We start from the raw sequence: 22628 nt of genomic DNA on the forward strand, positions 1-22628 counted from the left end.
TACCGTCTGCCGGGCGCGGCCGGGTGTGCCGGCCGCTGGACGGAGTGTTGACGATGAGCAGGATCGTGGTTTTCGGCGCGGGCGGACGGGCCGGCGCGCGGGTGGTCGGGCAGGCCGTGGAGCGGGGGCACGAGGTGACGGCCGTGGTGCGCGACCCGGGCCGGTACGCGGGGCCGTCCGGTGACGGCGTGCGCGTGGTCGCCGGTGACGTGACCGACCGGGAGAGCGTGGCGGCGGTCGCGGCGGGGCACGACGTGGCGGTGCAGGCGAGCGTCCGGCTGGACGTGCCGTCCGCGGAGTTCTACACGGCGGCGGCGCGGGCGCTGACCGGCGGGCTGGCGGCGGCGGGCGTGCCCCGGCTGGTGGCGCTGGGCATCGGCACCCTGCTGGAGGTCGCGCCGGGGACGCGGCTGGTGGACACCCCCGGCTTCCCCGAGGACGCCCGGACGTTCTCCCTCGGGCACGCCGCCGAGCTGGAGGTCTTCCGCGCGGAGGGCGGGGCGCTGGACTGGGTGGTGATCGCGCCGCCGCCGGTGGTGCTGGACGACCGGGCGGAGCGCAGCGGGCGGCACCGGTTCGGCGGGGAGCAGGTCATGGCCGCCGAGGAGGGCGGGCCGGTGTTCTCCTACGCCGATCTGGCGGCGGCGGTGGTGGCCGAGATCGAGGACCCGCGGCACCACCGGGCGCATGTCGCCGTGGGCTACTGACGGCGACGACCGGCCCGGGAACGGCTCGGGAGCGGCTCCGGACGGGGCCGGACATGCCGGAAGCCCGGCCGTGAGGCCGGGCTTCCGCCGGTGCCGCTAGTGGCGGTGGCCGCCGCCGTAGACCTTCACCCAGTCCTTGCCCTCGGAGGGGGCCAGGTACCTGGAGCCCTCGAAGACGGCGCGCCAGGTGCCCGAGGTGTAGGCCCGCTCGCTGGTGCGGAAGGAGCCGTCCCGGTTCGTGCGCACCGACTCGACGTAGTCCCACTTGTCGCTGCCGTCGGCCTGGAAGAGGATCACGACCCGCTTCCACGCCAGACGGTGCCAGCGCTCGCTGTCCTTGCAGTAGTCGGCGTGGTGCACCGCGACGAACCCGCTGATGTAGTCCTCGTCGCAGGACACCGACAGCTTGCCCTGGATGTCGAGGGCCCTGCCGCGCCGCGCCGGCTCGGGGTTGACGTCGAGCTGGAGGCTCGTGCTCCCGCCCGCGAAGTCGGGATCGGGGTCCGTGTCCGCCAGGGCGGGCGCGGCGGCGGCGGTGGCCACCATCGTGGCGCCCAGAGCGGCCGCGGCCAGTCCGGCGGCTAGACGTCGCATCATCAAAAACAAATCCTTCCCCGTCTCGGACGCGCCCCAGGGACGGGACACGTCAACGCCTAATGACGCGTAAGGGTAAAGAAAAGTTGCGATACGACAGATCACGATTAGATAACGACAAATGCCCCGACGGATTTTTGTGCGTGCTTTATTACCTTAACTGGCGATTTGTCGGGGTTTAGTGGTGTATGGCGCGTAGTGGGGGTTTCCTGGGAAGTGCACGCGCCACAGGCCGCCTCTCCTGGGCGGCACCGTCTGCACGAAGGCCCCGGCCGCGTCGGTCGTCGTCTCGGCCACGTCCTCCCAGGCCGGCGAGCCCTCCCCGCGCCACTGGAGCCGCAGCCGCTGCTTGGCGTACGGCCCGAAGTCGGTGAAGCCGCGCGGGTCGATCCTGGTCAGCGAGCCGCGCAGGCGCACGCCGCCGGCGGACTTCGGCGACCTCTCCACCCGGACGGACGACAACCTGGTCGCCCTCCTGAGCTCGAAGGAGGCGTATTCGGTGACCGTGGCGCCGTCGGCGTCCCTGGCGGTGGCGCTGATCGTCCAGGTGCCGGTCGGGTAGAAGCGGTTCAGCTTCTTGTCGGGCAGGAAACGCCAGGTCTGCCAGTCGGCCGCCATCCGGGCCGGCGGGGTCGCCCCCTGCCGCCACACCAGCCGGGGCGGCAGCGTGCCGGTGGACGGGGCCTTCTGCAGGTCGACCCTCGGCTCGGCGGCACCTGGCCCGGCGGCAGCTGGATCGGCGACGACCGTCAGGGGCAGCGGCATCAGGGCCCGCAGCCCCTCGACCGGGCCGCCGGAAGCCGGATGCGCGTACGCGCTCCCCGGCGCGGCGCCGGCCGGGCCGACCGGCGACGCCGAAGATCCGGAGGGCCCCGCGGACCCGGCGGACCCGGCGGACTCGGTGGACTCGGCGGACTCGGTGGACTCGGCGGACTCGGCGGGCCCAGAGGACTCGCCGGGCGCCGAGGACGTCCCGGGCGTCCAGGACGAGGAGGACGACGGCGGCCCGGAAACGGCCGGAGGCTGGAGGCCGGGTTCGGCGGCGGGCGGGAGGTCGGAGGCGGGCGGGAGGTCGGCGGCGTCCTCGACCGGGGGCTTGGCCGACAGCAGCGGGCCGGGCGGGGCGCCGGGCTCCACCTTGACGGTGACGCCGTTCTTGCCGCGCGCGCCCCGCGCGATCACGTCGATCACCAGGCTCACCGAGTCGTGGGCACCCACGACCGGGTTCGCGGGCCGTACGGTGATGGCGCGGATGGCGAGCTCGGTCGCGGCGGGATACGCAGGCACGGGCGCCGTGAGCGACCCCGCCGCGAGCGAGACGAGAAGGAGGCTTCTGGTCATGAGCGAGACGCTAGGAACCGCCCGGTCATGACCAGGACCGCGACACGCACCCCTTATGGCAAAGCCGACGGGGGCGCGAGATCAGCGCGCCTCGTCGTAGAGGGACTCGATGATGTCGGCGTACTTGGCGTGGATGACGCGCCGCTTCAGCTTCAGGCTCGGGGTGAGCTCCTCGGTCTCGGCGGTCCACTCGGTGCCGAGCAGCGCCCACCGCTTGACCTGCTGCACCCTGGCCAGCCTGGCGTTGGCGGCCTCGACGGCGGCCGCGACCTCCTTGAGGACGTCGGGGTGCTCGGCCAGCTCGGCCAGGGAGGTGAAGCCGATGCCGCGGGCCTGCGCCCAGCCCGGCGCGGTCTCGCCGTCGAGGGTCAGGACGGCCACCGGGTGCGGGCGGTTGTCGCCGTAGGCGAGGGCCTGGCCGATGAGCAGGTGCTCCTTGAGGTGGTTCTCGATCTCGGCGGGCGAGACGTTCTCGCCGCCGGCGGTGATGATGAGCTCCTTCTTGCGGTCGACGACGCGGTAGAAGCCGTCGTCGTCGACCGTGCCGATGTCGCCGGTGTGCAGCCAGCCGTCGGCGTCGAGCAGCTCGGCGGTGGCCTCGGGGCGGTTGAGGTAGCCGCCGGTGTTGAGCGGGCTGCGGGTAAGGATCTCGCCGTCCTCGGCGATGCGCACCTCGACGCCGGGCTCGGCCCTGCCGACGGTGCCCAGGCGGTAGCAGGAGGGGCTGTTGCCGGTGAAGGCGCCGGTGGTCTCGGTCATGCCGTAGACGTCGATGACCTTGAGGCCGAGCCCGGCGTAGAAGTGCTGGACCTCGGCGGGCAGAGGGGCGGCGCCGGTCGCGGTCCACTCGGCGCGGTCGAAGCCGATCATGCCGCGGACGACCGACAGCAGGGCCGCGTCGGCCTTGTCGTAGGCGGCCTGGATCTCGGGGGTGATCGTGCCGCCGTACTGGCCGGCCTCGACGTAGGCGGCGCCGGCCGCCATGGCCTCGCGTACGGCGGCCTGCTGCTCGGGCGGCTGCGTGGCGAGCACGGCCAGCAGCCGGGCCATCATCTTCTCCCACACGCGCGGCACGCCGAAGAACATCATCGGCCTGACCTGGCCGAGCGTGGCGCCGAGATTGGCCAGGTCGGTGCAGAAGTGCACGTGCGACATCTTGACCAGCGGGAGGTAGAGGCTGAGGATGCGCTCGGCGATGTGGGCGTAGGTGAGGTAGGAGATCTGGGTGCCGTGCGTCGGCAGCGAGGTGATGCGGTCGGTGGCGGCGGCCTCGTAGAAGACGTTGGTGTGGGTGAGCGGCACGCCCTTGGGCATGCCGGTGGTGCCCGAGGTGTAGAGCACGGTGACGACGTCGCCGGCGGCCACCTCGCGGGCGCGGGCCTCGACGGCGGCCTCGTCCTCGGCCAGGCGGGCGCGGCCCAGGTCGAGGAAGTCGGCCCAGGACAGGAAGCGCTCGTCGTCGGGGGCGCCGTCGAGCATGATGATCCGGCGCAGGCCGTCGAGCCGGTCGAGCACCGGCTGCCAGCGGGCCAGCTCGGCGGGGCCGCCCAGCACGGCGAAGCGGGCGCCCACGTCGCCGGCCACGAACGCGATCTGGTCGGGCGCGAAGGTGGAGTAGACCGTGCAGCCCACGCCGCCGGCGTGCACGGCGCCGAGGTCGGCCAGCACGTGCTCGCTGCGGTTGACCATCATGATCGCGACTGATTCGCCGCGCCGCAGGCCGAGGGCGGCGAAGGCGGCCGCGATCTCCAGGATGCGCCGCCGCGCCTGCCCGTAGGTCAACGTCGTCCAGCCGCCGGAGCCTTCGGGGTCGGAGTACGCGGGTGCGTCGGGGTGCCGGGCGGCCACCTGCCTGAGCTGTTCGCAGACCGTGCGACCGGCGATCTCCCGCTCGATGTCGGCCCGTACGTCGAGGACTTCGGCCATGGCACCCGCCTCCAGTCAGTAATCACTTGCACAGGTGGCATGCATCGCACCACACCCTCTGGACAGCGGCAAGACCCAGGCGGGAAACAGTCGGGGCGGTCACGTAGAGTGATCGTCCAGGTGCCGTACGTGTCTCGGGGGGGCGGGCATGAGCAAGGGCGGAAGGACCTTCTTCGGGCATCCGTGGGGGCTGGCGACCCTGTTCTCCACGGAGATGTGGGAGCGCTTCAGCTGGTACGGCCTGCGGGCGATCCTGGCCACGTTCATGGCGGCCTCGCCGGCCCACAAGGGCCTCGGCATGTCGCAGGAGACCGCGCAGGCGGTGGTCGGCGTCTACGGGGCGCTGATCTACCTGGTGGCGCTGCCCGGCGGCTGGATCGCCGACCGCGTGCTGGGGGCGCGCAGGTCGGTGTTCTGGGGCGGGTTCGTCATCATGCTGGGCCACATCAGCATGGCGATCCCGGTGACGACGTCGTTCTTCGTCTGGCTGGGGCTGCTGCTCATCATCAGCGGCACGGGCCTGCTCAAGCCGAACATCTCGGTCATGGTCGGCCGCCTGTACGGCGAGGACGAGGACGGCCGCCGCGACGCCGGCTTCTCCCTGTTCTACCTGGGCATCAACCTGGGCGCCTTCTTCGCGCCCCTCGTCGTCGGCTGGCTGGCCGACGGCGACCGCTGGCACCTGGGCTTCAGCGCCGCCGCCGTCGGCATGGCCCTCGGCCTGCTGCAGTACGTCTGGGGCGGCCGGAACCTGCGCGGCGTCGGGGAGCGTCCCGGCGTCCGGCTGACGCCGCCCGAGCGCCGCCGGTTCGGCCGGATGGCCGGGGCGGGCGTGGCGGTGACCGCGCTCGCGCTCGGCGCGTGGGCGGCCACGGGCACGCTCACCATCGACCGTCTGGCGCTGGCGATCACGATCGTCATCCTGATCGTGCCGGTGGTCTACTTCGCCTACATCCTGCTGGGCAGCCACAGCCTCACCGACGAGGAGCGCAGCCGGATGAAGGCCTACATCTGGCTGTTCGTCGCGGCGGCGATCTTCTGGATGATCTACGACCTGGCGCCGAGCAAGCTGCTGTTCTTCGCCGCCGACCACACCCGGCTGGAGCTGTTCGGGGTGCCGATCCAGGCGGCGACGACGCAGTCGTTCAACCCGCTGTTCATCATGATCTTCGTGCCGGTGTTCGCGGCGTTGTGGGTGAAGCTCGGGGTGCGGGTGAGCACGCCGCAGAAGTTCGGGTTCGCGCTGGTCATGGTGGGGCTGAGCTTCGTGGTGATGGCGATCGCCGCCGGGCTGGCGACCGGCGGGCGGGTGTCGGTGTGGTGGCTGGTGCTGGTCTACCTGATCCAGGTGTTCGGCGAGCTGTCGCTGAGCCCGGTCGGGCTGTCGGTGACGACGAAGCTGGCGCCGGAGGCGTTCAAGGGGCAGATGCTGGGGATCTGGTTCATCGCGGTGTCGGTGGGCGACGCGGTGGGCGGCCAGACGGGGCGGCTCACCCGGTACCTGTCCGACCCGATGTACTACCTGGTCCTGGCGATCATGGCGATCGCGGCCGGGGTGGCGATGTTCCTGTTCACGCGGAAACTGCGGGTTCTCATGGCCGAGCACTACCATGCGGCGGCCATGCCGCCGATCCGGTAAAAACATCCAACGTGTCTGAAATTCTCGACCTTGTCGGTATTTTTGTCTTCGCACTGACCGGTGCGCTCATGGGTGTGCGCAAGCGGCTCGACGTGGTCGGGATGGGCGTCCTGGCCGAGATGACCGCGCTCGGCGGCGGCCTGGTCCGCGATCTCATTCTCAACGTGCGGCCGGCCGCCTTCCAGAGCCTGGGTTACGTGCTGGTGCCGGTGGCCGCCACGGTGATCGTCTTCTTCTGGCATCCGCACGTGGCCCGCGTGATGCCGGTCATCCTCGTGCTCGACGCGGCCGGCCTCGGCCTGTTCGCGGCCGTCGGCACCGAGAAGGCCCTGGAGTACGGCCTCAGCCCGTTGCACGCCACCATCCTCGGCGTCACGACGGCCGTCGGCGGCGGCGTGATCCGCGACGTGCTGGCCGGCGAGATCCCCACGCTGCTGTACGACCGCCAGCTCTACGCGGTGCCCGCCCTGCTGGGCTCGGCCGTGATGGCGGGCCTGTCCACGGCCGGGCTGCACGGCTGGCCGGCCACGCTGGCCGCCGCGCTGCTGGCCTTCGGCCTGCGCATCACCGCGATGCGCCGCAACTGGCGGGCGCCCCTGGCCAAGGGCGCCGAGGAGCACTCCTGACCCCCACACCACGCGCGAGCAGCCCCCGCACCACGCACGGGCGAGCCGCTCACACCATCGGCACGAGCGAGTCGGGGTGGCGGCGGGCGCCGGTGGGGCCCTGGACGCGGGCGCGGGCGATGCGCGCGACGGCGTCTGCCACCGTCTCGGGCGGCAGGGTGAACGGCAGCCGCAGGTAACCCTCCAGGGTGCCTTCCAGGCCGAACCAGGGCCCGGGGGCCAGGCGCACGCCGTGGGAGACGGCGGCGTCGGCGAGCGTGGTGGAGGTGTCGCCGTTGAGCCGCACCCACAGCGTGCCGCCGCCGCGCGGCAGCGTGTACGTCCACTCCGGCAGGTGCCGGGCCAGCGCGGCGGTCAGCGCGTCCCGCGAGGCGCGCAGGCCGCGCAGGCGTTCTGCGCGGGTCTGCGCCATCCGCTCGAACAGGCTGGCGGTGACCAGCTGCTCCATGACCGGGCTGGAGATGTCGACGACCGCGCGGTGCCGGGCCAACCGGCGGGCCAGGGCGGCCGTGGTGCGGATCCAGCCGATGCGCAGGCCGCCCCACCACAGCTTGGACGCCGACCCGATGCTGATCACCCGGCTGTCGGTGTCGAAGGCGGCCATCGGCGCGGTGCGCGGCACGTCGTCCAGGGCCAGCTCGCTCCAGGTCTCGTCGACCAGCAGGATGACGTCGTTGCGGCGGGCCGCGCCGGCGACGGCGGCGCGGGTGGCGTCGTCCATGAGGGCGCCGGTGGGGTTGTGGAAGTCGGGCATCAGGTAGGCCAGGCGGGCGGCCGACTGCCGCATCGTGGCGGCCATCAGGTCGGGCTGCCAGCCCTCGTGCGAGATGCCGAAGGGCACGATCCGGGCGCCGTGCTGGCGGGCCACGTCGATGGCGTGCGGGTAGGTCGGCGACTCGACCATGACGGGGTCGCCGGGGCCGACCAGCAGCCCGGCCACGAGCTGGATGGCGTGCTGGGAGCCGGTGGTGACGACGATCTGGTCCGGCCGGGTGGCCAGGCCGCGCTCGGTGTAGCGGGCGGCGACGCGCTCGCGCAGGACCGGCAGGCCCATGGGGTCGTAGCCGTTGCCCATGCCGTACCTGGGCAGGTCGTCCAGGGCCTCGGCCATGGCCTCGCGCAGCGCGGACGGCGCGGGCGGGGCGGCGCAGTGGAGCTGGATCAGGCCGTCGTCGCCGGTGGACAGCCAGGGGTTCTCGCGGGTGGTGGCCGGGTCCGGCAGGGTCGTCCAGCTTCCCGAGCCCTGCCTGCTGTCCAGGTAGCCGCGCTCGCGCAGCAGGTCGTAGGCGGAGGTGACGGTGGTTCGGCTGACGCCCAGGGTCTCGGCCAGGTGGCGCTCTGCGGGCATGCGCACGCGTACGGGGATCTGGCCGTCCATGATGAGCGCGCGCACGCCGTCGGCCAGGGCGCGGTAGTACGGCCGCGCGGCCGGATCGACGTCGACCAGCCGGGCCACCTGCGCAGCCGACAAATGCCTCATAAGGCCACTTTCCACGATTGGCCCTGTTTTGGCAACCAGTTGGCCTGCCACCATAGGGCCATCATGAGCGAAGCAACCGTCCCCCGCCTGAGTTCCCTCCCCTCCCGCCTGCTGCGCCTCTACGGCGGCCTGGCCCTGTACGGCGCCGGCATCGGGCTGCAGGTGGAGTCGGGCCTCGGCAACGACCCCTGGGACGTCTTCCACCAGGGCCTGGCCCTGCGGCTGGACGTGTCCATCGGCACCGTCATCATCGGCGTCGGCGCCCTGGTGATGCTGCTGTGGATCCCGCTGCGCCAGCGGCCCGGCCTCGGCACGATCAGCAACGTGGTGTTCCTCGGCCTGTTCGCCGACGCGGCGATCCTGCTGCTGCCCACGCCGTCCCACCTGGCCGTCCAGGCGTTGTACGTGGCGCTCGGCGTGGTCGCGATCGCGCTGGCCACCGTGCTCTACATCGGGGCGGGCATGGGCCCGGGGCCGCGCGACGGCGTCATGACCGGCCTGATGCGGCTCGGCCTGTCCGTCCGGCTGGCCCGCTTCCTCATCGAGCTCACCGTGCTGGCCGTGGGCTGGCTGCTCGGCGGCAGCGTCGGCGTCGGGACGCTGGTCTTCGCCCTCGCCATCGGCCCGCTGACCCAGCTGTTCACCCGCTGGTTCCCCTTGTCGTGATCCCGCGCCGGGCCCGTCCTGACGCGACAGGCCGGGCCCGGCGCGGGATCGCCCGCGCGCGAGTAGCGTCTTGCGCATGCGGATTGAGGACTACGCGCTGATCGGAGACATGCAGTCGGCCGCACTGGTGGCGAGGGACGGTTCCATCGACTGGCTCTGCCTGCCCAGGTTCGACTCCCCCTCGTGCTTCGCGGCCCTGCTCGGCAGCGAGCGCAACGGCCACTGGTGGCTGGGCCCGGCGGCCCGGCGGCCGGCCACCCGGCGCCGGTACCGGCCCGACACGCTCATCCTGGAGAGCGAGTGGGACACCCCGACCGGCACGGTCCGGGTGATCGACTTCATGCCCCCGCGCGACCGGAACCCCGACGTCGTGCGCATCGTCGAGGGGGTCTCGGGCAGCGTCGAGGTCTCCACCCAGCTGCGCGTGCGCTTCGACTACGGGCGCATCGTGCCGTGGGTGCGCCGGACGAACGGCCACCTGCAGGCCGTCGGCGGCCCCGACTCGGTGTGGCTGCACTCCCCCGTCCCGCTCAAGGGCGGCGACTACGCCCACCGGGCGACGTTCACCGTCAACGCGGGCGACCGGCTGCCGTTCGTGTTCACCTGGCACCCCTCCCACGAGCCGATGCCGCCGCGCATCGACGCCGAGGAGCAGCTCGCCGAGACCGAGACGATGTGGACCGAGTGGGTCGGCAAGTGCGCCTACCAGGGCCCCTACCGGGAGGCGGTGACCCGGTCGCTGATCACGCTGAAGGGGCTGACGTACGCGCCGACCGGCGGCATCGTGGCCGCGCCGACCACGTCCCTGCCCGAGGACATCGGCGGCGTGCGCAACTGGGACTACCGGTTCTGCTGGCTGCGCGACGCCACGATGACCCTCGACGCGCTGATCAGCTCGGGCTACCTCGACGAGGCCGCCGACTGGCGGTCCTGGCTGCTGCGCACCATCGCCGGGCGTCCCCAGGACCTGCAGATCATGTACGGCGTCGCCGGCGAGCGCCGCCTGCCCGAGCTGCGCCTGGACTGGCTGGACGGCTACGAGGGCTCCCGCCCGGTCCGCATCGGCAACGAGGCGGTCCAGCAGCTCCAGCTCGACGTCTACGGCGAGGTGATGAACTGCCTGTACGTCTCCCGCGCCCGCGGCCTGGCCCCCGACGAGCGCGCCTGGTCGATCCAGCGCCAGCTCCTCGACTACGTGGAGGAGCACTGGGACGAGCCCGACGAGGGCCTGTGGGAGGTGCGCGGCCCGCGCCGGCACTTCGTGCACTCCAAGGTGATGTGCTGGGTCGCCCTCGACCGGGCCGTCAAGTACGTCGAGAGCTTCGGCCGCACCGGCCCGGTCGACAGGTGGCGCGTGCTGCGCGACACGATCCACGCCGAGATCTGCGACAAGGGCTTCGACCCCCACCGCAACACCTTCACCCAGTCGTACGGGTCGTCGGAGCTGGACGCGGCGCTGCTGATGATCCCGGTCGTGGGCTTCCTGCCGCCCGACGACCCCCGTGTGACCGGCACGGTGGCGGCGATCGAGAAGGAGCTCATGTCCGACGGGTTCGTCCTGCGTTATCCGCTGGCCGCCGACAACGACGTCGACGGCCTGCCCGGCGGTGAGGGCGCGTTCCTGGCGTGCAGCTTCTGGCTGGTGGAGGTGATGGCGATGCAGGGCCGCAAGGAGGAGGCCAGGGAGCTGTTCGAACGCCTGCTGGAGCTGCGCAACGACGTCGGGCTGCTGGCCGAGGAGTACGACCCGCGCTACGGGCGCCTGGTGGGCAACTTCCCGCAGGCGTTCAGCCACGTGCCCCTGATCCACGCCGCCCGCGCGCTGTCGCGGGCCTGACCCGGCGGGAACGGGCTTCCCCCACCGCGCCGGGTGGGACACCGGCGGGAACGGGTTTCCCCCACCGCGCCGGGTGGGACAAGACCTCGCATGGGTGAGGAATGGGACCTGGCGGTCGTGGGCGCGGGACCGGCGGGGTCGGCGGCGGCGCTGCGGGCCGTCCAGCTGCGGCCGGACCTGCGCGTGGTCCTGCTCGACCGGGCCGGCTTCCCCCGCGACAAGCCGTGCGGCGACGGCATCGCCGCGCACGGCCGCGACGAGCTGGCCCGGCTGGGCCTGCCGGACCTCATCGACGACTACCGGCCCACGCCCCGGCTGACCGTGGTCTCGCCGGGCGGGCTGCGCGTCTCGGCCGAGGCGGCCCGGCCCAACCACGTGGTGCCGCGCCGGGTGTTCGACGCGCGGCTGGTGGCGGCGGCCGGGGCCCGGGGCGTCGAGGTGCGCCGCCACCGCGTCAGGGAGCTGGCCCACGACGGGTCCTGGGTCGTCCTGGACGGGCGGCTGCGGGCCCGCGCGGTGGTGGCGGCCGACGGGGCCTACTCGGCGGTGCGCCGGCTGATCGGGCTGCCCGCGGCGGGCGAGCGGCACACCGCCCTGGCCGTGCGCGGCTACGCCGACGTGCCCGAGGCCGACGACGTGCAGCTCATCGCGATGCAGCGGGCGGGCTGGCCGGCCTACGCGTGGTCGTTCCCGATCGGCGACGGCACCGCGAACGTCGGGTTCGGCATGCTGCTGCCCCGGCTGCGGGCGGCGGGGGCGCCGGGCCGCCAGGTGCTGCACGGCAGGCTGGCCGAGCTGCTGCCCGACCGGCCCGCGCGCGACCTGCGCGCCCATCACCTGCCGCTGTCGACCGGGCGGCCCGCGCCGGGCGCCGGGCGGGTGCTGCTCGCCGGGGACGCGGCGGGGCTGATCAACCCGCTGACCGGCGAGGGCATCTACTACGCGCTGCTGTCGGGACGGCTGGCGGCCGAGGCGGTGGTCGAAGCGCTGGTCGAAGCGGCAGGTGCGGCGGCGGGCGACCCGCTGGCGCGGTACCGGGCCAAGCTTCGCGGCGCGCTGGGGCGGCACCTGCGCACGACCGACGTGCTGGCCCGGCTGGCGCAGTCGCCGGGGTTCATCGACGCGGCCATCGCGACCGCCGCGCGCCGCAAGGAGGTGTTCGACCTGCTGGTGGAGGTCGGGCTCGGGGCCGGGACGGTGCCCGCGCCGCTGGCCCTGGCGGTGGGCCTGCGCTGGCTGCGCGGCGCGGCACGCCTGCCCCACCGCGGTTGACCGAGGCGCAGACCGTCAGGCCGGCAACGTTGGCTCAGACCCTCAGGGCGGCACCGTCGGCTCAGACCGTCAAGGCGGCACCGTCGGCTCAGGCCGTCAGGGCGGCGCCGTTGGCGAGCAGCAGGAGCACGTCCACGGCCGCAACGGCGACGGCGGTGCCGAACGGCGCCCGCGCGGACCGTCCGGCCAGCAGCGCTCCCCCGGCCGCGAGCAGCACCGCGGCCGCCATGGCCGCCCATCCCGCCACCCCGGGGCCGCCCGCGGGCCCGAGGACGAGCAGGCAGGTGGCGGCCACCAAGGGCACCGGCACCAGCAGCCGTACGCGCGCCGCCCCCAGCCGCTGCGGCCACCCGCGCACGCCGGTCGCCAGGTCGCCCTCGATGTCGGGCAGCACGTTGGCCAGGTGCGCGCCCACGCCCAGCAGCGCCGCCGCCGCGACCGCCCACCACGCCGGCCACGGCTCCCCGGGCAGCCCCAGCGTCACGAACGCCGGCAGCACCCCGAACCCGACGGCGTACGGCGCCCACGACAGGACGGTGGCCTTCAGGCCGAAGTCGTACCCCCAGGCCCCCAGCACGCCCGCCAGGTGCGCCAGCCCCGCCGTCCGGCCCGAGGCCAGCGAGAGCGGCACGCACAGGGCGAGGGCCGCCAGCGCGGCCACCCGCACGGCGGTCACGCTCACCGTGCCGTCGGCGGCCGGTTTGCCCGTGCGCCCCGCGGCGGCGTCGCGTCCGGCGTCGAGCGCGTCGTTGCACCAGCCGATCGACAACTGCCCGGCCAGCACGGCGGCGGCCACCAGGACGCACCCGGCCGGGTCCCGGCCCGCCGCCACGGCCAGCGCGGTGACCAGGGCGGTCACGGCCACGGTCGGGCCCGGATGGCAGGCCAGCGCCAGCGCGACGGCCGTGCGGACCGGCCCGCCGCGCACGACGGCGGCGGCCGCGGGATCCGGGTCGGTCACACGGTGATCGTAGACCGGGAGATCCGGAACGAGAATTCCCACGCGCCGCGTATGGCTTAAATGACCATCCTTGCGGGAAGCGTGCGGGGAGTGGATGTTGTGGGCGACCTGTCGAGGGAGCACTGCATGACCCGAATCTCCGCAGTCCGTTGTGCGTTCCCTCCCCACCGCTACCCGCAGTCCGAGCTCACCGACATGGCCGCCCGCCTGTGCCTGCCCGACGGCGCCGACCGCCGCCTGCTGGACCGGCTGCACCGCAGCGCCCGCGTGGAGCACCGCAACCTCGCCCTGCCCATCGACCGCTACGAGAAGCTGAACGGCTTCGGCGCGGCCAACGACGCCTTCGTCTCCGTCGCGGTCGAGCTGGGGCTGGAGAGCGTGAAGGCCGCCCTGGACGCCGCCGAGCTGGAGCCGACCGACGTCGACCTGATCATGTTCACGTCGGTGACCGGCATCGCCGCGCCGTCCGTGGACGCCCGGCTGGCCGCCGCGCTCGGGCTGCGTCCCGACGTCAAGCGGGTGCCGGTGTTCGGCCTGGGCTGCGTGGCGGGCGCGGCGGGCATCGCCAGGCTGCACGACTACCTGCGCGGCTGGCCGGATCACGTGGCCGTGCTGCTGTCGGTGGAGCTGTGCTCGCTGACCCTGCAGCGCGGCGACTCCTCGCCCGCGAACCTGGTCGCCAGCGCGCTGTTCGGCGACGGCGCGGCGGCCGTGGTCGCCAGCGGCGGCGGGCGGGACGCGGCCGGGCCCGCCGCCGGGCCTGCGGTCGTCGCCACCCGCAGCCACCTGTATCCCGGCTCGGAGCACGTCATGGGCTGGCAGGTGGGCGACACCGGGTTCCGGGTCATGCTGGACGCCAGCGTCCCCGCCGTGGTGCGCCGCTACCTGGCCGACGACGTGCACGGGTTCCTGGCCGAGCACGGGATCACGCCCGGGGAGGTGACGGCGTGGGTGTGCCATCCGGGCGGGCCGAAGGTGCTGGAGGCGGTGTCGGAGGTGCTGGAGCTGCCGGTGGGCGCGCTCGACGTGACGTGGCGCTCGCTGGCGGCCAACGGCAACCTGTCGTCGTCCTCGGTCCTGCACGTGCTCGGCGACACCCTGGCCGGGGAGCCGCCCGCGCCGGGGAGCTGGGGGCTGGTCATCGCGATGGGCCCCGGTTTCTGCTCCGAGCTCGTGCTGCTGCGCTGGTAGTCTCCCCCGTCCCTGCGATCCGCTGGTGGTTGGCCTGTGACCTGGTATCTGGTGCTCATCGTGCTCGTCGGCCTGGAACGTCTGGCCGAGCTGGTCGTCGCCAGGCGGAACGCCGCGTGGAGCATGGCGCGCGGCGGCCTGGTGACCGGGCGGGGGCACTATCCGTGGATGGTGGCCCTGCACACCGGGCTGCTGGTGTGCGCGCCGCTGGAGGTGGCCCTGGCCGGGCGGCCGTTCGTGCCCGCGCTCGGCTGGCCGATGCTCGCGGTGGTCGTGGCGGCCCAGGCGCTGCGGTGGTGGTGCATCAGCGCGCTCGGGCCGCGGTGGAACACGCAGGTGATCGTGGTGCCGGGGCTGCCGCTGGTGCGGCGGGGGCCGTACCGGCTGGGGTGGTTGCGGCACCCCAACTACGTGGCGGTGGCGGCCGAGGGGCTGGCGCTGCCGCTGGTGCACACGGCGTGGCTGACGGCGCTGGCGTTCACGCTGCTCAACGCCGCGCTGATGGTGGTGCGCATCCGCTGCGAGAACGCCGCGCTCGCCCTCGCGACCAGGGGGTGAGCCGGTGATCGACGTGCTGGTGGCGGGTGGGGGGCCGGCGGGGCTGGCCACGGCGATTCACGCGGCGCTGGCCGGGATGGAGGCGGTGGTCGTCGAGCCGCGGGCCGCGCCGGTGGACAAGGCGTGCGGCGAGGGCGTCATGCCGGGCGGGGTGGCCGCGCTGGCGGCGATGGGCGCGCCGGTCGAGGGGCGGGGCTTCCGCGGCATCCACTACCTCGACGGGCGGCGGGAGGCGCGGGCCGCGTTCGCCGCCGGGCCGGGCCTCGGCGTCCGCCGCACGAGCCTGCACGCCGCGCTCTGGCAGCGGGCCGCCGAGCTGGGCGTCAAGACGGTCACCGGCCGGATCACCCGCGCCGACCAGGACCGCGACGGTGTGAGCGCGATCGGGCTGCGGGCCCGCTGGCTGGTGGCCGCCGACGGCCTGCACTCGCCGCTGCGCCGCTCGCTCGGCCTCGACCTGCCGGTACGCGGCCCCCGCCGGTACGGCCTGCGCAGGCACTACCGGATCGAGCCGTGGAGCGACTTCGTCGAGGTCCACTGGTCGGGGACGGGCGAGGCGTACGTCACGCCGGTCGGCGACGACCTGGTGGGCGTCGCGGTGCTCAGCTCGGCGCGGCGCGGCTTCGAGGAGCACCTGCGCGGCTTCCCCGGGCTGGCCCGCCGCCTGAGCGGCCCGGCCGTCACCCCGGTGCGCGGCGCGGGCCCGCTGCGCCAGGCGGTGCGCTCCCGCCGGGCCGGTCGCGTGCTGCTGGTCGGCGACGCCGCCGGTTACGTGGACGCGCTCACCGGCGAGGGCGTCTCGCTGGCCGTGCGCTCGGCGGAGCTGCTGGTCGGGTGCCTGGCGGCGGACCGTCCGCAGGACTACGACGGCGCGTGGCTGCGCCTGTCGCGCACGCACCGGCTGCTGACGGCGGCGCTGGTGCAGGCCGCCCGCCGTCCCGGCACGGCCCGCCTGGTGGTCCCGGCGGCGCGCCGGCTGCCCCGCCTGTTCGCCGGCGTGGTCCGCGTGCTGGCCTGAGCCTTCCCCGGCCCCTGGCCGGACGCCGATAATGAACCCCCACGGTCCCCGTCAAGGACGGTCGCCATGACAGACAAGCTCGTGCGGCAGGTGCTCGACCAGGTGGACGCCCCCGACCCGCGGGTCGGCGAGATCGTCTCCGCGCTGATCGCCCACCTGCACGCGTTCGTGGACGAGGTGCGTCCCACCGAGGCCGAGTGGCGGGCCGGGCTCGCCTTCCTCGCCGAGACCGGCAGGTGGTGCACGCCCGACCGCGACGAGTTCGTGCTGCTGTCGGACATGCTCGGCCTCACCTCCGCCGTGGACGACGTCAACCACGCCGGCCCGGACAACATGACGCCCTCCTCGGTCGAGGGCCCGTTCCACTCCCCCGCCCCCGTACGCGAGCCCGGCGCGTGGATCAGCGAGGGCCCCGAACGCGGTCGCGGAACGCCGATGGTCGTGCACGGACGGGTGCTGTCCTGCGACGGCACGCCGCTGCCCGGCGCGACCGTGGACCTGTGGCAGGCGGCCGACGACGGCCTCTACGACAGCCAGGACGACGCCCAGCGGCCCGGCAACCTGCGCGGCCTGTTCACCGCCGACGAGGAGGGCCGCTACTGGTTCCGCACGATCCGCCCGAGCAGCTACCCGGTGCCTGCCGACGGCACCGCCGGCCGGCTGCTGCGCGCGATCGGACGGCACCCGATGCGCCCCGCCCACCTGCACTACCAGGTCGCCGCGCCCGGCCACCGGCCGCTGACCACGCACGTGTTCCTGGCCGGCGACCCCTACCTGGGCTCCGACGCCGCGTTCGCGGTCAAGGAGGAGCTGGTGCGGCGGCCGGTCCCGCGTACCGGCGGCTGGGAGATGGACGGGCCCTACGAGGAGGTCGAGTTCGACCTCAGGCTGGTGCCGCTGGGGTGGGCGCCGGGCGGGTGAGCCGCTCCGGGGGGCGCAGGCCGTCCATGATCAGGCCGAAGAGGTGGTCGCCGCGGGCGGCCAGCGAGGGGGCCTGGTCGGCGATCCAGCTCACCGCGCTGGCCAGCGCGAACAGGTCGAGCCCGGTCACGTCGGCGCGCACCTCGCCGGCGGCCTGGGCGCGTTCCAGCAGCCGTCCGCCCGCCTGGCGCATGGCGTGGCAGGAGGCGTGCAGCGGCGAGCCCTCGTCGTTGATCGTGGCCATCATCGAGGCGGCCAGCCCCCGGTAGGCGCCCGCGCCCGCGACGAACGAGCGCAGCCACTCCACCAGCGCCTCGTGCGGCGCGGCGGCGCCGGCCAGCGTCCTGGCGCGCTCGGCGAGCAGGTCGAAGCGCTGCCGCAGCAGCGCCTCCAGCAGCGCCTCCCTGGTCGGGAAGTGCCGGTAGAGGGTGCCCAGGCCGACCTCGGCGCGGCGCGCGACGTCGCGCAGGGACGCCTCCGTGCCCTGCTCCTCGATGACGGCGGCGGCCACGGCCAGGATGCGCTCCCGGTTGCGCTGGGCGTCCGCGCGCTGGTTCCGGGGTGTTGAGGTCATCCGATACCTTCCGGCGATTGACAAGCGGAGCAGTGCTCCAGTTATGATCCGGAACACTGCTCCGCATCATAGCGGCGCCCGTCTCCCCGAGGAGAATCGATGATGAAGGCCATCCGCGTGCACGAGACCGGCGGCCCCGAGGTCCTGCGCCTGGAGGAGGTGCCCCGGCCCGCGCCGGGGCCGGGCGAGGTCCTGGTGCGGGTGCGCGCCGCCGCGCTCAACCCGCCCGACTGGTACGCCCGCCGGGGGTTCGCCAACATTCCGCCGTCGATGCGGCCGGAGATCCCGCTGCCCTTCACCCCCGGCTCGGACGTGTCGGGCGTCGTGACGGCCGTCGGCCCCGGCGTCACCGAGTGGCGGGCGGGCGACGAGGTGTACGGCCTCGTCCGCTTCCCGCGCGTCGGCGACGAGGGCGGCAGGGGGTACGCCGAGTACACCACCGCCCCGGCCGGCCACCTGGCCCGCAAGCCCGCCTCGGTGGACCACGTCACCGCCGCCGCCGTGCCGATGGCCGGGCTCACCGCCTACCAGTACGTCCACGACGTCATCGGGCTGCGGCCCGGCAGCCGGGTCCTGGTCAACGGCGCGGCCGGCGGCGTCGGCCACTTCGCCGTCCAGCTCGCCGCGGACCTCGGCGCGCACGTCATCGGCGTCGCCTCCGGCCGGCACGAGGCGTTCCTGAAGGACCTGGGCGTGGCCGAGTTCGTCGACTACACCCGGGTCCGGCCGCAGGACGCGGTGCGCGACGTGGACTGCCTGATCGACACCGTGGGCGGCCCCGACGGCCACACGCTGCTGCCCATGCTCAAGGACGGCGGCACGCTCAGCCCGGTCTTCTTCGGCGACTACCACGACGAGGAGCTCGCCCGGCGCGGCATCGTGCGCCGCGGCGGCCAGGTCCACTCCGACGGGGCCCAGATGGCCGCGCTGGCCGAGCTGATCGACGCCGGGCGGCTGCGCGTCGGCGTCGACAGCGTCTTCCCGCTGGAGGAGGCCCCGAAGGCGCACGAACGCGCCGAGCGGGGCCACATCCAGGGGAAGATCGTCCTGAGCGTGGCCTGAGCGCGGCCTGCGCGCGGCCCGCTCCGGCGGGTGGTTCGGGTCGCGTGCGGCCCGTGCGGGGTCAGGCCCGGGTCCACCGCTGGTTGGCGCCGCCGTTGCAGGTCCAGATGACGAGCCTGGTCCCGTTGGCGGTGGCGTTGCCCGGCACGTCGAGGCACTTGTTCGCGCCGACGGCCGTGAGCGTGCCGTCGGCGCCGAGCCGCCACTGCTGGTTGGTCTGGCCGTTGCAGTCCCAGATGATCACGCGGGTGCCGTCGGCGGTGCCGCGGTCGTACACGTCGAGGCACTTGCCGCCGTAGACGCGCAGCTCGCCCGCGGTGGTGGGGGTCCACTGCTGGTTGGCGCCGCCGTTGCAGTCCCAGATCTGGACCTGGGTGCCGCTGGTCTGGGACGCGCCGGGCACGTCCAGGCACCTGCCGGAGCCGGCGCCCTTGAGCGCGGTGGCCGCGGGGGGCGTGCCGCCGCCGGTGACGACGTACATGGCGGCTCCGTGGGCCGGGACGGAGGCGCTGATCGTGCCCGTCGAGGAGCCGGTCGTGTGGGCCCACAGGTCGCGTACGGAGTAGGTGGCGGCGGCGCCGAGGCCGAGCGCGGAGGCGGTGGTGGAGACGGTGGCCGCGGCGCCGCCCCGGTTGAGCAGCACGACGGCGGCCGACCCCGTGCCCGTGCCGGTCGCGGCCATCGGCTTGCGCCAGACCTCCAGGTCGCCGCTGTCGGCGATCTTCTGCCCCTGCCGGCCGCCCCAGTCCTGGTCGACGGCGATGACCTCGCCGTTGGTGAGGATCGTCCGGGTCTCGGCGCTCATCGAGCGCAGGTCGTTGCCCGCGACGAGCGGCGCGTTGAGCAGCGCCCAGAGGCTGAAGTGGGCCCGCGACTCGGTGGCGGTGAGCCCGGCGTTGCCGACCTCCAGCATGTCGGGGTCGTTCCAGCCGCCCGGCCCCGAGTACGCCGCGAGCCCCGCCTGGCTGTCCAGGATGCCCATGACCGAGCCCCAGTTCGCCTGGATGTCGCCCGTGGTGCGCCAGGAGTTGCCGACCGGCATGCCCCAGGTCCAGACGGCGTCCTGGCCCCAGTTGCACAGGCTGTAGAGGATGGGCCGGCCGGTGGCGGCCAGCGCGTCGCGCATGGCGGTGTAGCGCTGCTGCGCGCTCTGCCCGAGGTGGTCGCCGCAGTTGTCGTACTTGAGGTAGTCCACGCCCCAGGACGCCCACAGGGCCGCGTCCCTGCGCTCGTTGCCGAGGCTGGCCGGGTAGCCGGCGCAGGTCGTGGTGCCGGCCGAGGAGTAGATGCCGAGCTTGAGCCCCTTGGCGTGCACGTAGTCGGCGACGGCCTTGACGCCGCCGGGGAACTTCTGCGGGTCGGGGACGAGGTCGCCGGCCGCGTCGCGGGTCCTGGTGGACCAGCAGTCGTCGATGTTGACGTAGGTGTAGCCGGCCGCGGCCATGCCGGAGGCGACCATGGCGTCGGCCGTCTGCCTGACGAGGGCGTCGCTGACCGAGCAGCCGAAGCTGTTCCAGTCGTTCCACCCCATCTGGGGCGTTCTGGCCAGGCCGTTGTCCAGGGCGGCGGCGGGGGGCGCGAGGCCGGCGACGGCGGTCAGGCAGGTCGCGGTGAGGGCCAGGGCGAGGGTTGACCGAAGGATCGCACGCATGGGACTCCTTCAACACCGAGGGGTGAGGACCCAACATGATCCGACTAAATCAAACAGGATCGTCCGTCGGTTTGCGTGTGCAGTCAAGGGGTCTTGAGGGATTCTGTTGCCTGCCGTTCGGCGCGCAAAGGGCTTCCGAAGGGGCGTCCCGGAGCCCTCCGGGCCGCGTTTCAAGTCGCTGACCTGCGGTTACTATCTGTAGCGATTAGATCATCGACAGTGATTGGATCGGTGTGATGCGACGACTCATCGCAACACTTGTCTCTTGCGCCACCGCAGGCGCTCTTCCGCTCGTCACCGCCGGTCCGGCTGCCGCCGACCCGCGTCCGGAGCCGATCGAGTACGTGGCCCCGGACTACGACGTCAGGGGTCCGTACATCCTCGCCGACGACCCGTGGTGGCACCACCACCACAGGCACCACGGCGACCACCACTGGGACGGCGACCGTTCCTGGGACGGCGACCGCGACAAGGACGACCGGCACAAGGACGACGACCGCTGCAAGGACGACGACCACGGCAAGGAACACGCCTGGTACCAGGACGACGACCGGTACAAGGACGACGACGACCGGTGCAAGGACGACGACCACGGCAAGGAACACGCCTGGTACCAGGACGACGACCGCGACAAGGACGACGACCGGTACAAGGACGACGACCGCTACCGCGACGACGACCGCTACCGGGACGAGGAGCGCGACGACGACGACCGCTACCGCGACGACGACCGCTACCGGGACGAGGAGCGCGACGACGACGACCGCTACCGCGACGGCGACCGCGACTGGGGCTACAACTACCGGTACGTGACCTCGCTGCGCTGCCGCCTGGGCGGTGGCGTCGTCGTGCGTAGCTGGCACAGCCCGACCAGGCTGTCCTGCTACGGCGGACGGTACAACGGATACTGGGTGGTCAGCTACGGGCTGTGATCCCCGTGGGTGCCATCAGGGCGGGTCCGCACCACGCGGGCCCGCCCTTCTCGTGCCCGCCTACGGCGCGCACATGGTGAACCTGACCGACTTCGTCCTGGGCGAGGGGGTCAGGATCCGGTAGGTGACGGTGTGCCTGCCCTTCGCGGGGGTGATGAGCCTTCTGGAGCTGACGTAGCCGCTGCGGCTGTCGGCGGGGAAGCGGGACGAGCCGCGCTCGATGACCCTGCCGTCGTAGAGCCACTGGTAGGAGTAGGCGGCGCCGGGGCGGCTGGCGTTCACCCCGGCGGCGAAGTTCACCGCGCCGGTGTAGCAGGCGACCCCGGCCGAGTTGATCGTCGAGGAGCCCTGGACCCGCACGTACGCCAGGGCGAAGGAGGCCCTGCGGGTGGTGGCGGGCGGCGTCGTGGAGCGTTCCGACGGGCCCGTCGCGGAGGGGGTGGGGCGGGTCGCGCGGTGCTGCGGCGTCCTCGTGGGCCTCGACGCGGCCGTGCCGTGCCGGGACGGTCCCGCCGAGGCGGACGTGCGCACGGGCTCACGGGCGGACCGCACCTCGGCGTCCGCCTGGCGCTTGCCGGAGTTCCACACCACGACGCCGGCCGCCACCGACACGGCCACCGCCCCGGCCGCCAGCGCCAGCACCGGCGACCGCCGTCCCACCGCCCACCTGGACCGGCCCGCCGGTGAGGCGACCGGACCGTCGGCCGTCCCCGCGGGAGCGTGCCGATGATCGTCAGGAGGCTCCGCGGCCGTTCCCCCGGGAGCGTCCCGAGAGTCGTCGGGAGGCGCCGGGGTGGCGGGGTGGGGCTCGCCCAGGACGAGCGGCAGGACGGCCGTCATGGGCGGGCGGGCCTGCGGATCCTTGGCCAGGCAGGCGCGGACGATGTCGCGCAGCGGGTCCGGCAGGTCGCCGAGCTGGGGCTCGCCGCGCAGGATGCGTCCGGCGACCGCGGCCGGGGCGTCGTCGCCGAACGGCGGCCGGCCCGTGGCCGCGAACACCATCACCGACGCCCAGGCGAAGACATCCGCCGCCGCTCCCGCCGCCGCCCCCGACGTCGCACCCGACGTCGCCCCTGACGTTGCCCCTGACGTTGCGCTCGCCGTGCGCCCGGCCAGTTGCTCCGGCGCCATGTACGCCACCGCGCCGCCGTCGGAGCCGCGCCCTGGCCCGGTGCCCGCGCCGGCGCGGCCGGAGCCCGGGCCGGTTCCCGCGGTGCCGAAGCCGACCAGGCGTGCGCCGTCCCGGCCGAGCAGCACGCTGGACGGCTTGAGGTCGCCGTGCGTGAGCCCCGCCCGGTGCAGCGCGGCCAGCCCCGTGGCCGTGCCGACCGCCAGGTGCCGCAGGTTCCCGCCGCCGAGCCGGCCCACCTCGGCCAGCGACGGCCCCTCCACGTACTCGCTCACGATGTACGACAGCCGCCCCCAGGCCGCGTCGAGCACCCGCGCGACGCCCGGCGAGTCCACCCGGCGGGCCGCCTCCGTCAGGGCGGCGAACCGCTCACCGGCCACGATCCCGTGCAGGACCTTGACGGCCACGGGCCGCCCGTCCGGCCCCTGGCCGAGGTAGACGACCCCCTGCCCGCCGGAGGCCAGCCATCCGGTGATCCGGTGGGCCCCCAAGGACGTGGGATCTCCAGGACGTAAGGGCTCGGCGTTCGGCATGAGGCGGTGA

20 protein-coding genes are annotated in these 22628 nt (G+C 73.9%); 12 read left to right on the forward strand and 8 right to left on the reverse strand.

Annotated features, from left to right (window positions below):
* Positions 1-53: 53 nt before the first annotated feature.
* Positions 54-707 carry an NAD(P)H-binding protein gene (locus AB0C33_RS49515; RefSeq protein ID WP_358302291.1) on the forward strand — a complete coding sequence of 218 codons (654 nt, stop codon included), beginning with the start codon at positions 54-56 and terminating at the stop codon, positions 705-707.
* Positions 708-803: 96 nt separating this feature from the next.
* Here the strand turns inward: AB0C33_RS49515 and AB0C33_RS49520 are convergent, their stop codons facing one another.
* The 3 genes from AB0C33_RS49520 to AB0C33_RS49530 all read right to left on the reverse strand — a co-directional run bounded on the left by AB0C33_RS49520 (position 804) and on the right by AB0C33_RS49530 (position 4568).
* Positions 804-1304, reverse strand: a complete 501-nt coding sequence (locus AB0C33_RS49520) for a hypothetical protein (protein ID WP_358302293.1) — start codon at positions 1302-1304, stop codon at positions 804-806.
* A 153-nt stretch (positions 1305-1457) separates the two neighbouring features.
* Positions 1458-2642 (reverse strand): hypothetical protein, encoded by a 1185-nt coding sequence (locus tag AB0C33_RS49525; protein WP_358302295.1) that lies wholly within the window; start codon positions 2640-2642, stop codon positions 1458-1460.
* An 81-nt stretch (positions 2643-2723) separates the two neighbouring features.
* Positions 2724-4568 carry a long-chain fatty acid--CoA ligase gene (locus AB0C33_RS49530; protein ID WP_358302298.1) on the reverse strand — a complete coding sequence of 615 codons (1845 nt, stop codon included), beginning with the start codon at positions 4566-4568 and terminating at the stop codon, positions 2724-2726.
* A gap of 148 nt (positions 4569-4716) precedes the next feature.
* On the opposite strand from AB0C33_RS49530, the gene AB0C33_RS49535 reads away from it, so the two are divergent.
* Positions 4717-6207: an oligopeptide:H+ symporter gene (locus tag AB0C33_RS49535; RefSeq protein WP_358302301.1), complete on the forward strand. Its 1491-nt coding sequence runs from the start codon at positions 4717-4719 to the stop codon at positions 6205-6207.
* An 11-nt stretch (positions 6208-6218) separates the two neighbouring features.
* Positions 6219-6833: a trimeric intracellular cation channel family protein gene (locus AB0C33_RS49540; RefSeq protein ID WP_352363435.1), complete on the forward strand. Its 615-nt coding sequence runs from the start codon at positions 6219-6221 to the stop codon at positions 6831-6833.
* Positions 6834-6882: 49 nt separating this feature from the next.
* Here the strand turns inward: AB0C33_RS49540 and AB0C33_RS49545 are convergent, their stop codons facing one another.
* Complete coding sequence (locus AB0C33_RS49545) at positions 6883-8313, reverse strand: PLP-dependent aminotransferase family protein (RefSeq protein ID WP_358302305.1); 1431 nt, start codon at positions 8311-8313, stop codon at positions 6883-6885.
* A 63-nt stretch (positions 8314-8376) separates the two neighbouring features.
* Between AB0C33_RS49545 and AB0C33_RS49550 the strand changes: the two genes are divergently transcribed.
* The 3 genes from AB0C33_RS49550 to AB0C33_RS49560 all read left to right on the forward strand — a co-directional run bounded on the left by AB0C33_RS49550 (position 8377) and on the right by AB0C33_RS49560 (position 12088).
* Positions 8377-8979: a hypothetical protein gene (locus tag AB0C33_RS49550; RefSeq protein ID WP_358302308.1), complete on the forward strand. Its 603-nt coding sequence runs from the start codon at positions 8377-8379 to the stop codon at positions 8977-8979.
* A 76-nt stretch (positions 8980-9055) separates the two neighbouring features.
* The gene (locus AB0C33_RS49555) at positions 9056-10816 is read left to right on the forward strand and encodes a glycoside hydrolase family 15 protein (RefSeq protein WP_358302311.1); all 1761 of its coding nucleotides are present in this window, start codon (positions 9056-9058) and stop codon (positions 10814-10816) included.
* 90 nt (positions 10817-10906) lie between these two features.
* Positions 10907-12088 carry an NAD(P)/FAD-dependent oxidoreductase gene (locus tag AB0C33_RS49560; RefSeq protein ID WP_358302314.1) on the forward strand — a complete coding sequence of 394 codons (1182 nt, stop codon included), beginning with the start codon at positions 10907-10909 and terminating at the stop codon, positions 12086-12088.
* 88 nt (positions 12089-12176) lie between these two features.
* Here AB0C33_RS49560 and AB0C33_RS49565 read toward each other — a convergent pair whose 3' ends face one another.
* A complete protein-coding gene (locus AB0C33_RS49565; protein WP_358302317.1) occupies positions 12177-13049 on the reverse strand; it encodes a UbiA family prenyltransferase in 873 nt (290 codons plus the stop codon).
* Positions 13050-13175: 126 nt separating this feature from the next.
* On the opposite strand from AB0C33_RS49565, the gene AB0C33_RS49570 reads away from it, so the two are divergent.
* From AB0C33_RS49570 to AB0C33_RS49585, 4 genes are all read left to right on the forward strand, one after another.
* Positions 13176-14240 carry a type III polyketide synthase gene (locus tag AB0C33_RS49570; RefSeq protein WP_358302319.1) on the forward strand — a complete coding sequence of 355 codons (1065 nt, stop codon included), beginning with the start codon at positions 13176-13178 and terminating at the stop codon, positions 14238-14240.
* 36 nt (positions 14241-14276) lie between these two features.
* Entirely contained in the window at positions 14277-14798 is a 522-nt protein-coding gene (locus tag AB0C33_RS49575; protein WP_358302322.1) for an isoprenylcysteine carboxylmethyltransferase family protein, read from the forward strand.
* Between the two features lie 4 nt (positions 14799-14802).
* A complete protein-coding gene (locus AB0C33_RS49580; RefSeq protein WP_358302325.1) occupies positions 14803-15816 on the forward strand; it encodes an NAD(P)/FAD-dependent oxidoreductase in 1014 nt (337 codons plus the stop codon).
* A 66-nt stretch (positions 15817-15882) separates the two neighbouring features.
* A complete protein-coding gene (locus tag AB0C33_RS49585) occupies positions 15883-16737 on the forward strand; it encodes a dioxygenase (protein WP_358302328.1) in 855 nt (284 codons plus the stop codon).
* Here AB0C33_RS49585 and AB0C33_RS49590 read toward each other — a convergent pair.
* Positions 16700-17311, reverse strand: coding sequence for a helix-turn-helix domain-containing protein (locus AB0C33_RS49590; RefSeq protein WP_358302331.1), 612 nt, complete (start codon positions 17309-17311; stop codon positions 16700-16702). The genes AB0C33_RS49585 and AB0C33_RS49590 overlap by 38 nt on opposite strands.
* Positions 17312-17410: 99 nt before the next feature.
* On the opposite strand from AB0C33_RS49590, the gene AB0C33_RS49595 reads away from it, so the two are divergent.
* Entirely contained in the window at positions 17411-18373 is a 963-nt protein-coding gene (locus AB0C33_RS49595; RefSeq protein ID WP_358302334.1) for an NADP-dependent oxidoreductase, read from the forward strand.
* A gap of 61 nt (positions 18374-18434) precedes the next feature.
* On the opposite strand, the gene AB0C33_RS49600 is transcribed toward AB0C33_RS49595, so the two are convergent.
* A complete protein-coding gene (locus AB0C33_RS49600; protein ID WP_358302336.1) occupies positions 18435-20024 on the reverse strand; it encodes a lectin in 1590 nt (529 codons plus the stop codon).
* A 236-nt stretch (positions 20025-20260) separates the two neighbouring features.
* On the opposite strand from AB0C33_RS49600, the gene AB0C33_RS49605 reads away from it, so the two are divergent.
* Positions 20261-20956: a hypothetical protein gene (locus AB0C33_RS49605; RefSeq protein WP_358302339.1), complete on the forward strand. Its 696-nt coding sequence runs from the start codon at positions 20261-20263 to the stop codon at positions 20954-20956.
* A gap of 60 nt (positions 20957-21016) precedes the next feature.
* Here the strand turns inward: AB0C33_RS49605 and AB0C33_RS49610 are convergent, their stop codons facing one another.
* Positions 21017-22618, reverse strand: coding sequence for a protein kinase (locus tag AB0C33_RS49610; protein ID WP_358302342.1), 1602 nt, complete (start codon positions 22616-22618; stop codon positions 21017-21019).
* Between the last annotated feature and the right edge of the window lie 10 nt (positions 22619-22628).

The organism is Nonomuraea sp. NPDC048881 (genome assembly GCF_040649795.1).
GTDB lineage: Bacteria > Actinomycetota > Actinomycetes > Streptosporangiales > Streptosporangiaceae > Nonomuraea.

What these genes read in the sequence shown, in the direction of transcription:
- AB0C33_RS49570 (WP_358302319.1), top strand. Translation starts at nt 13,176, where the DNA reads ATGACCCGAATCTCCGCAGTCCGTTGTGCGTTCCCTCCCCACCGCTAC.
- AB0C33_RS49530 (WP_358302298.1), bottom strand. Translation starts at nt 4,568, where the DNA reads ATGGCCGAAGTCCTCGACGTACGGGCCGACATCGAGCGGGAGATCGCC.
- AB0C33_RS49600 (WP_358302336.1), bottom strand. Translation starts at nt 20,024, where the DNA reads ATGCGTGCGATCCTTCGGTCAACCCTCGCCCTGGCCCTCACCGCGACC.
- AB0C33_RS49560 (WP_358302314.1), top strand. Translation starts at nt 10,907, where the DNA reads ATGGGTGAGGAATGGGACCTGGCGGTCGTGGGCGCGGGACCGGCGGGG.
- AB0C33_RS49585 (WP_358302328.1), top strand. Translation starts at nt 15,883, where the DNA reads ATGACAGACAAGCTCGTGCGGCAGGTGCTCGACCAGGTGGACGCCCCC.
- AB0C33_RS49515 (WP_358302291.1), top strand. Translation starts at nt 54, where the DNA reads ATGAGCAGGATCGTGGTTTTCGGCGCGGGCGGACGGGCCGGCGCGCGG.
- AB0C33_RS49550 (WP_358302308.1), top strand. Translation starts at nt 8,377, where the DNA reads ATGAGCGAAGCAACCGTCCCCCGCCTGAGTTCCCTCCCCTCCCGCCTG.
- AB0C33_RS49520 (WP_358302293.1), bottom strand. Translation starts at nt 1,304, where the DNA reads ATGATGCGACGTCTAGCCGCCGGACTGGCCGCGGCCGCTCTGGGCGCC.
- AB0C33_RS49605 (WP_358302339.1), top strand. Translation starts at nt 20,261, where the DNA reads ATGCGACGACTCATCGCAACACTTGTCTCTTGCGCCACCGCAGGCGCT.
- AB0C33_RS49525 (WP_358302295.1), bottom strand. Translation starts at nt 2,642, where the DNA reads ATGACCAGAAGCCTCCTTCTCGTCTCGCTCGCGGCGGGGTCGCTCACG.
- AB0C33_RS49545 (WP_358302305.1), bottom strand. Translation starts at nt 8,313, where the DNA reads ATGAGGCATTTGTCGGCTGCGCAGGTGGCCCGGCTGGTCGACGTCGAT.
- AB0C33_RS49610 (WP_358302342.1), bottom strand. Translation starts at nt 22,618, where the DNA reads ATGCCGAACGCCGAGCCCTTACGTCCTGGAGATCCCACGTCCTTGGGG.
- AB0C33_RS49590 (WP_358302331.1), bottom strand. Translation starts at nt 17,311, where the DNA reads ATGACCTCAACACCCCGGAACCAGCGCGCGGACGCCCAGCGCAACCGG.
- AB0C33_RS49555 (WP_358302311.1), top strand. Translation starts at nt 9,056, where the DNA reads ATGCGGATTGAGGACTACGCGCTGATCGGAGACATGCAGTCGGCCGCA.
- AB0C33_RS49595 (WP_358302334.1), top strand. Translation starts at nt 17,411, where the DNA reads ATGATGAAGGCCATCCGCGTGCACGAGACCGGCGGCCCCGAGGTCCTG.
- AB0C33_RS49535 (WP_358302301.1), top strand. Translation starts at nt 4,717, where the DNA reads ATGAGCAAGGGCGGAAGGACCTTCTTCGGGCATCCGTGGGGGCTGGCG.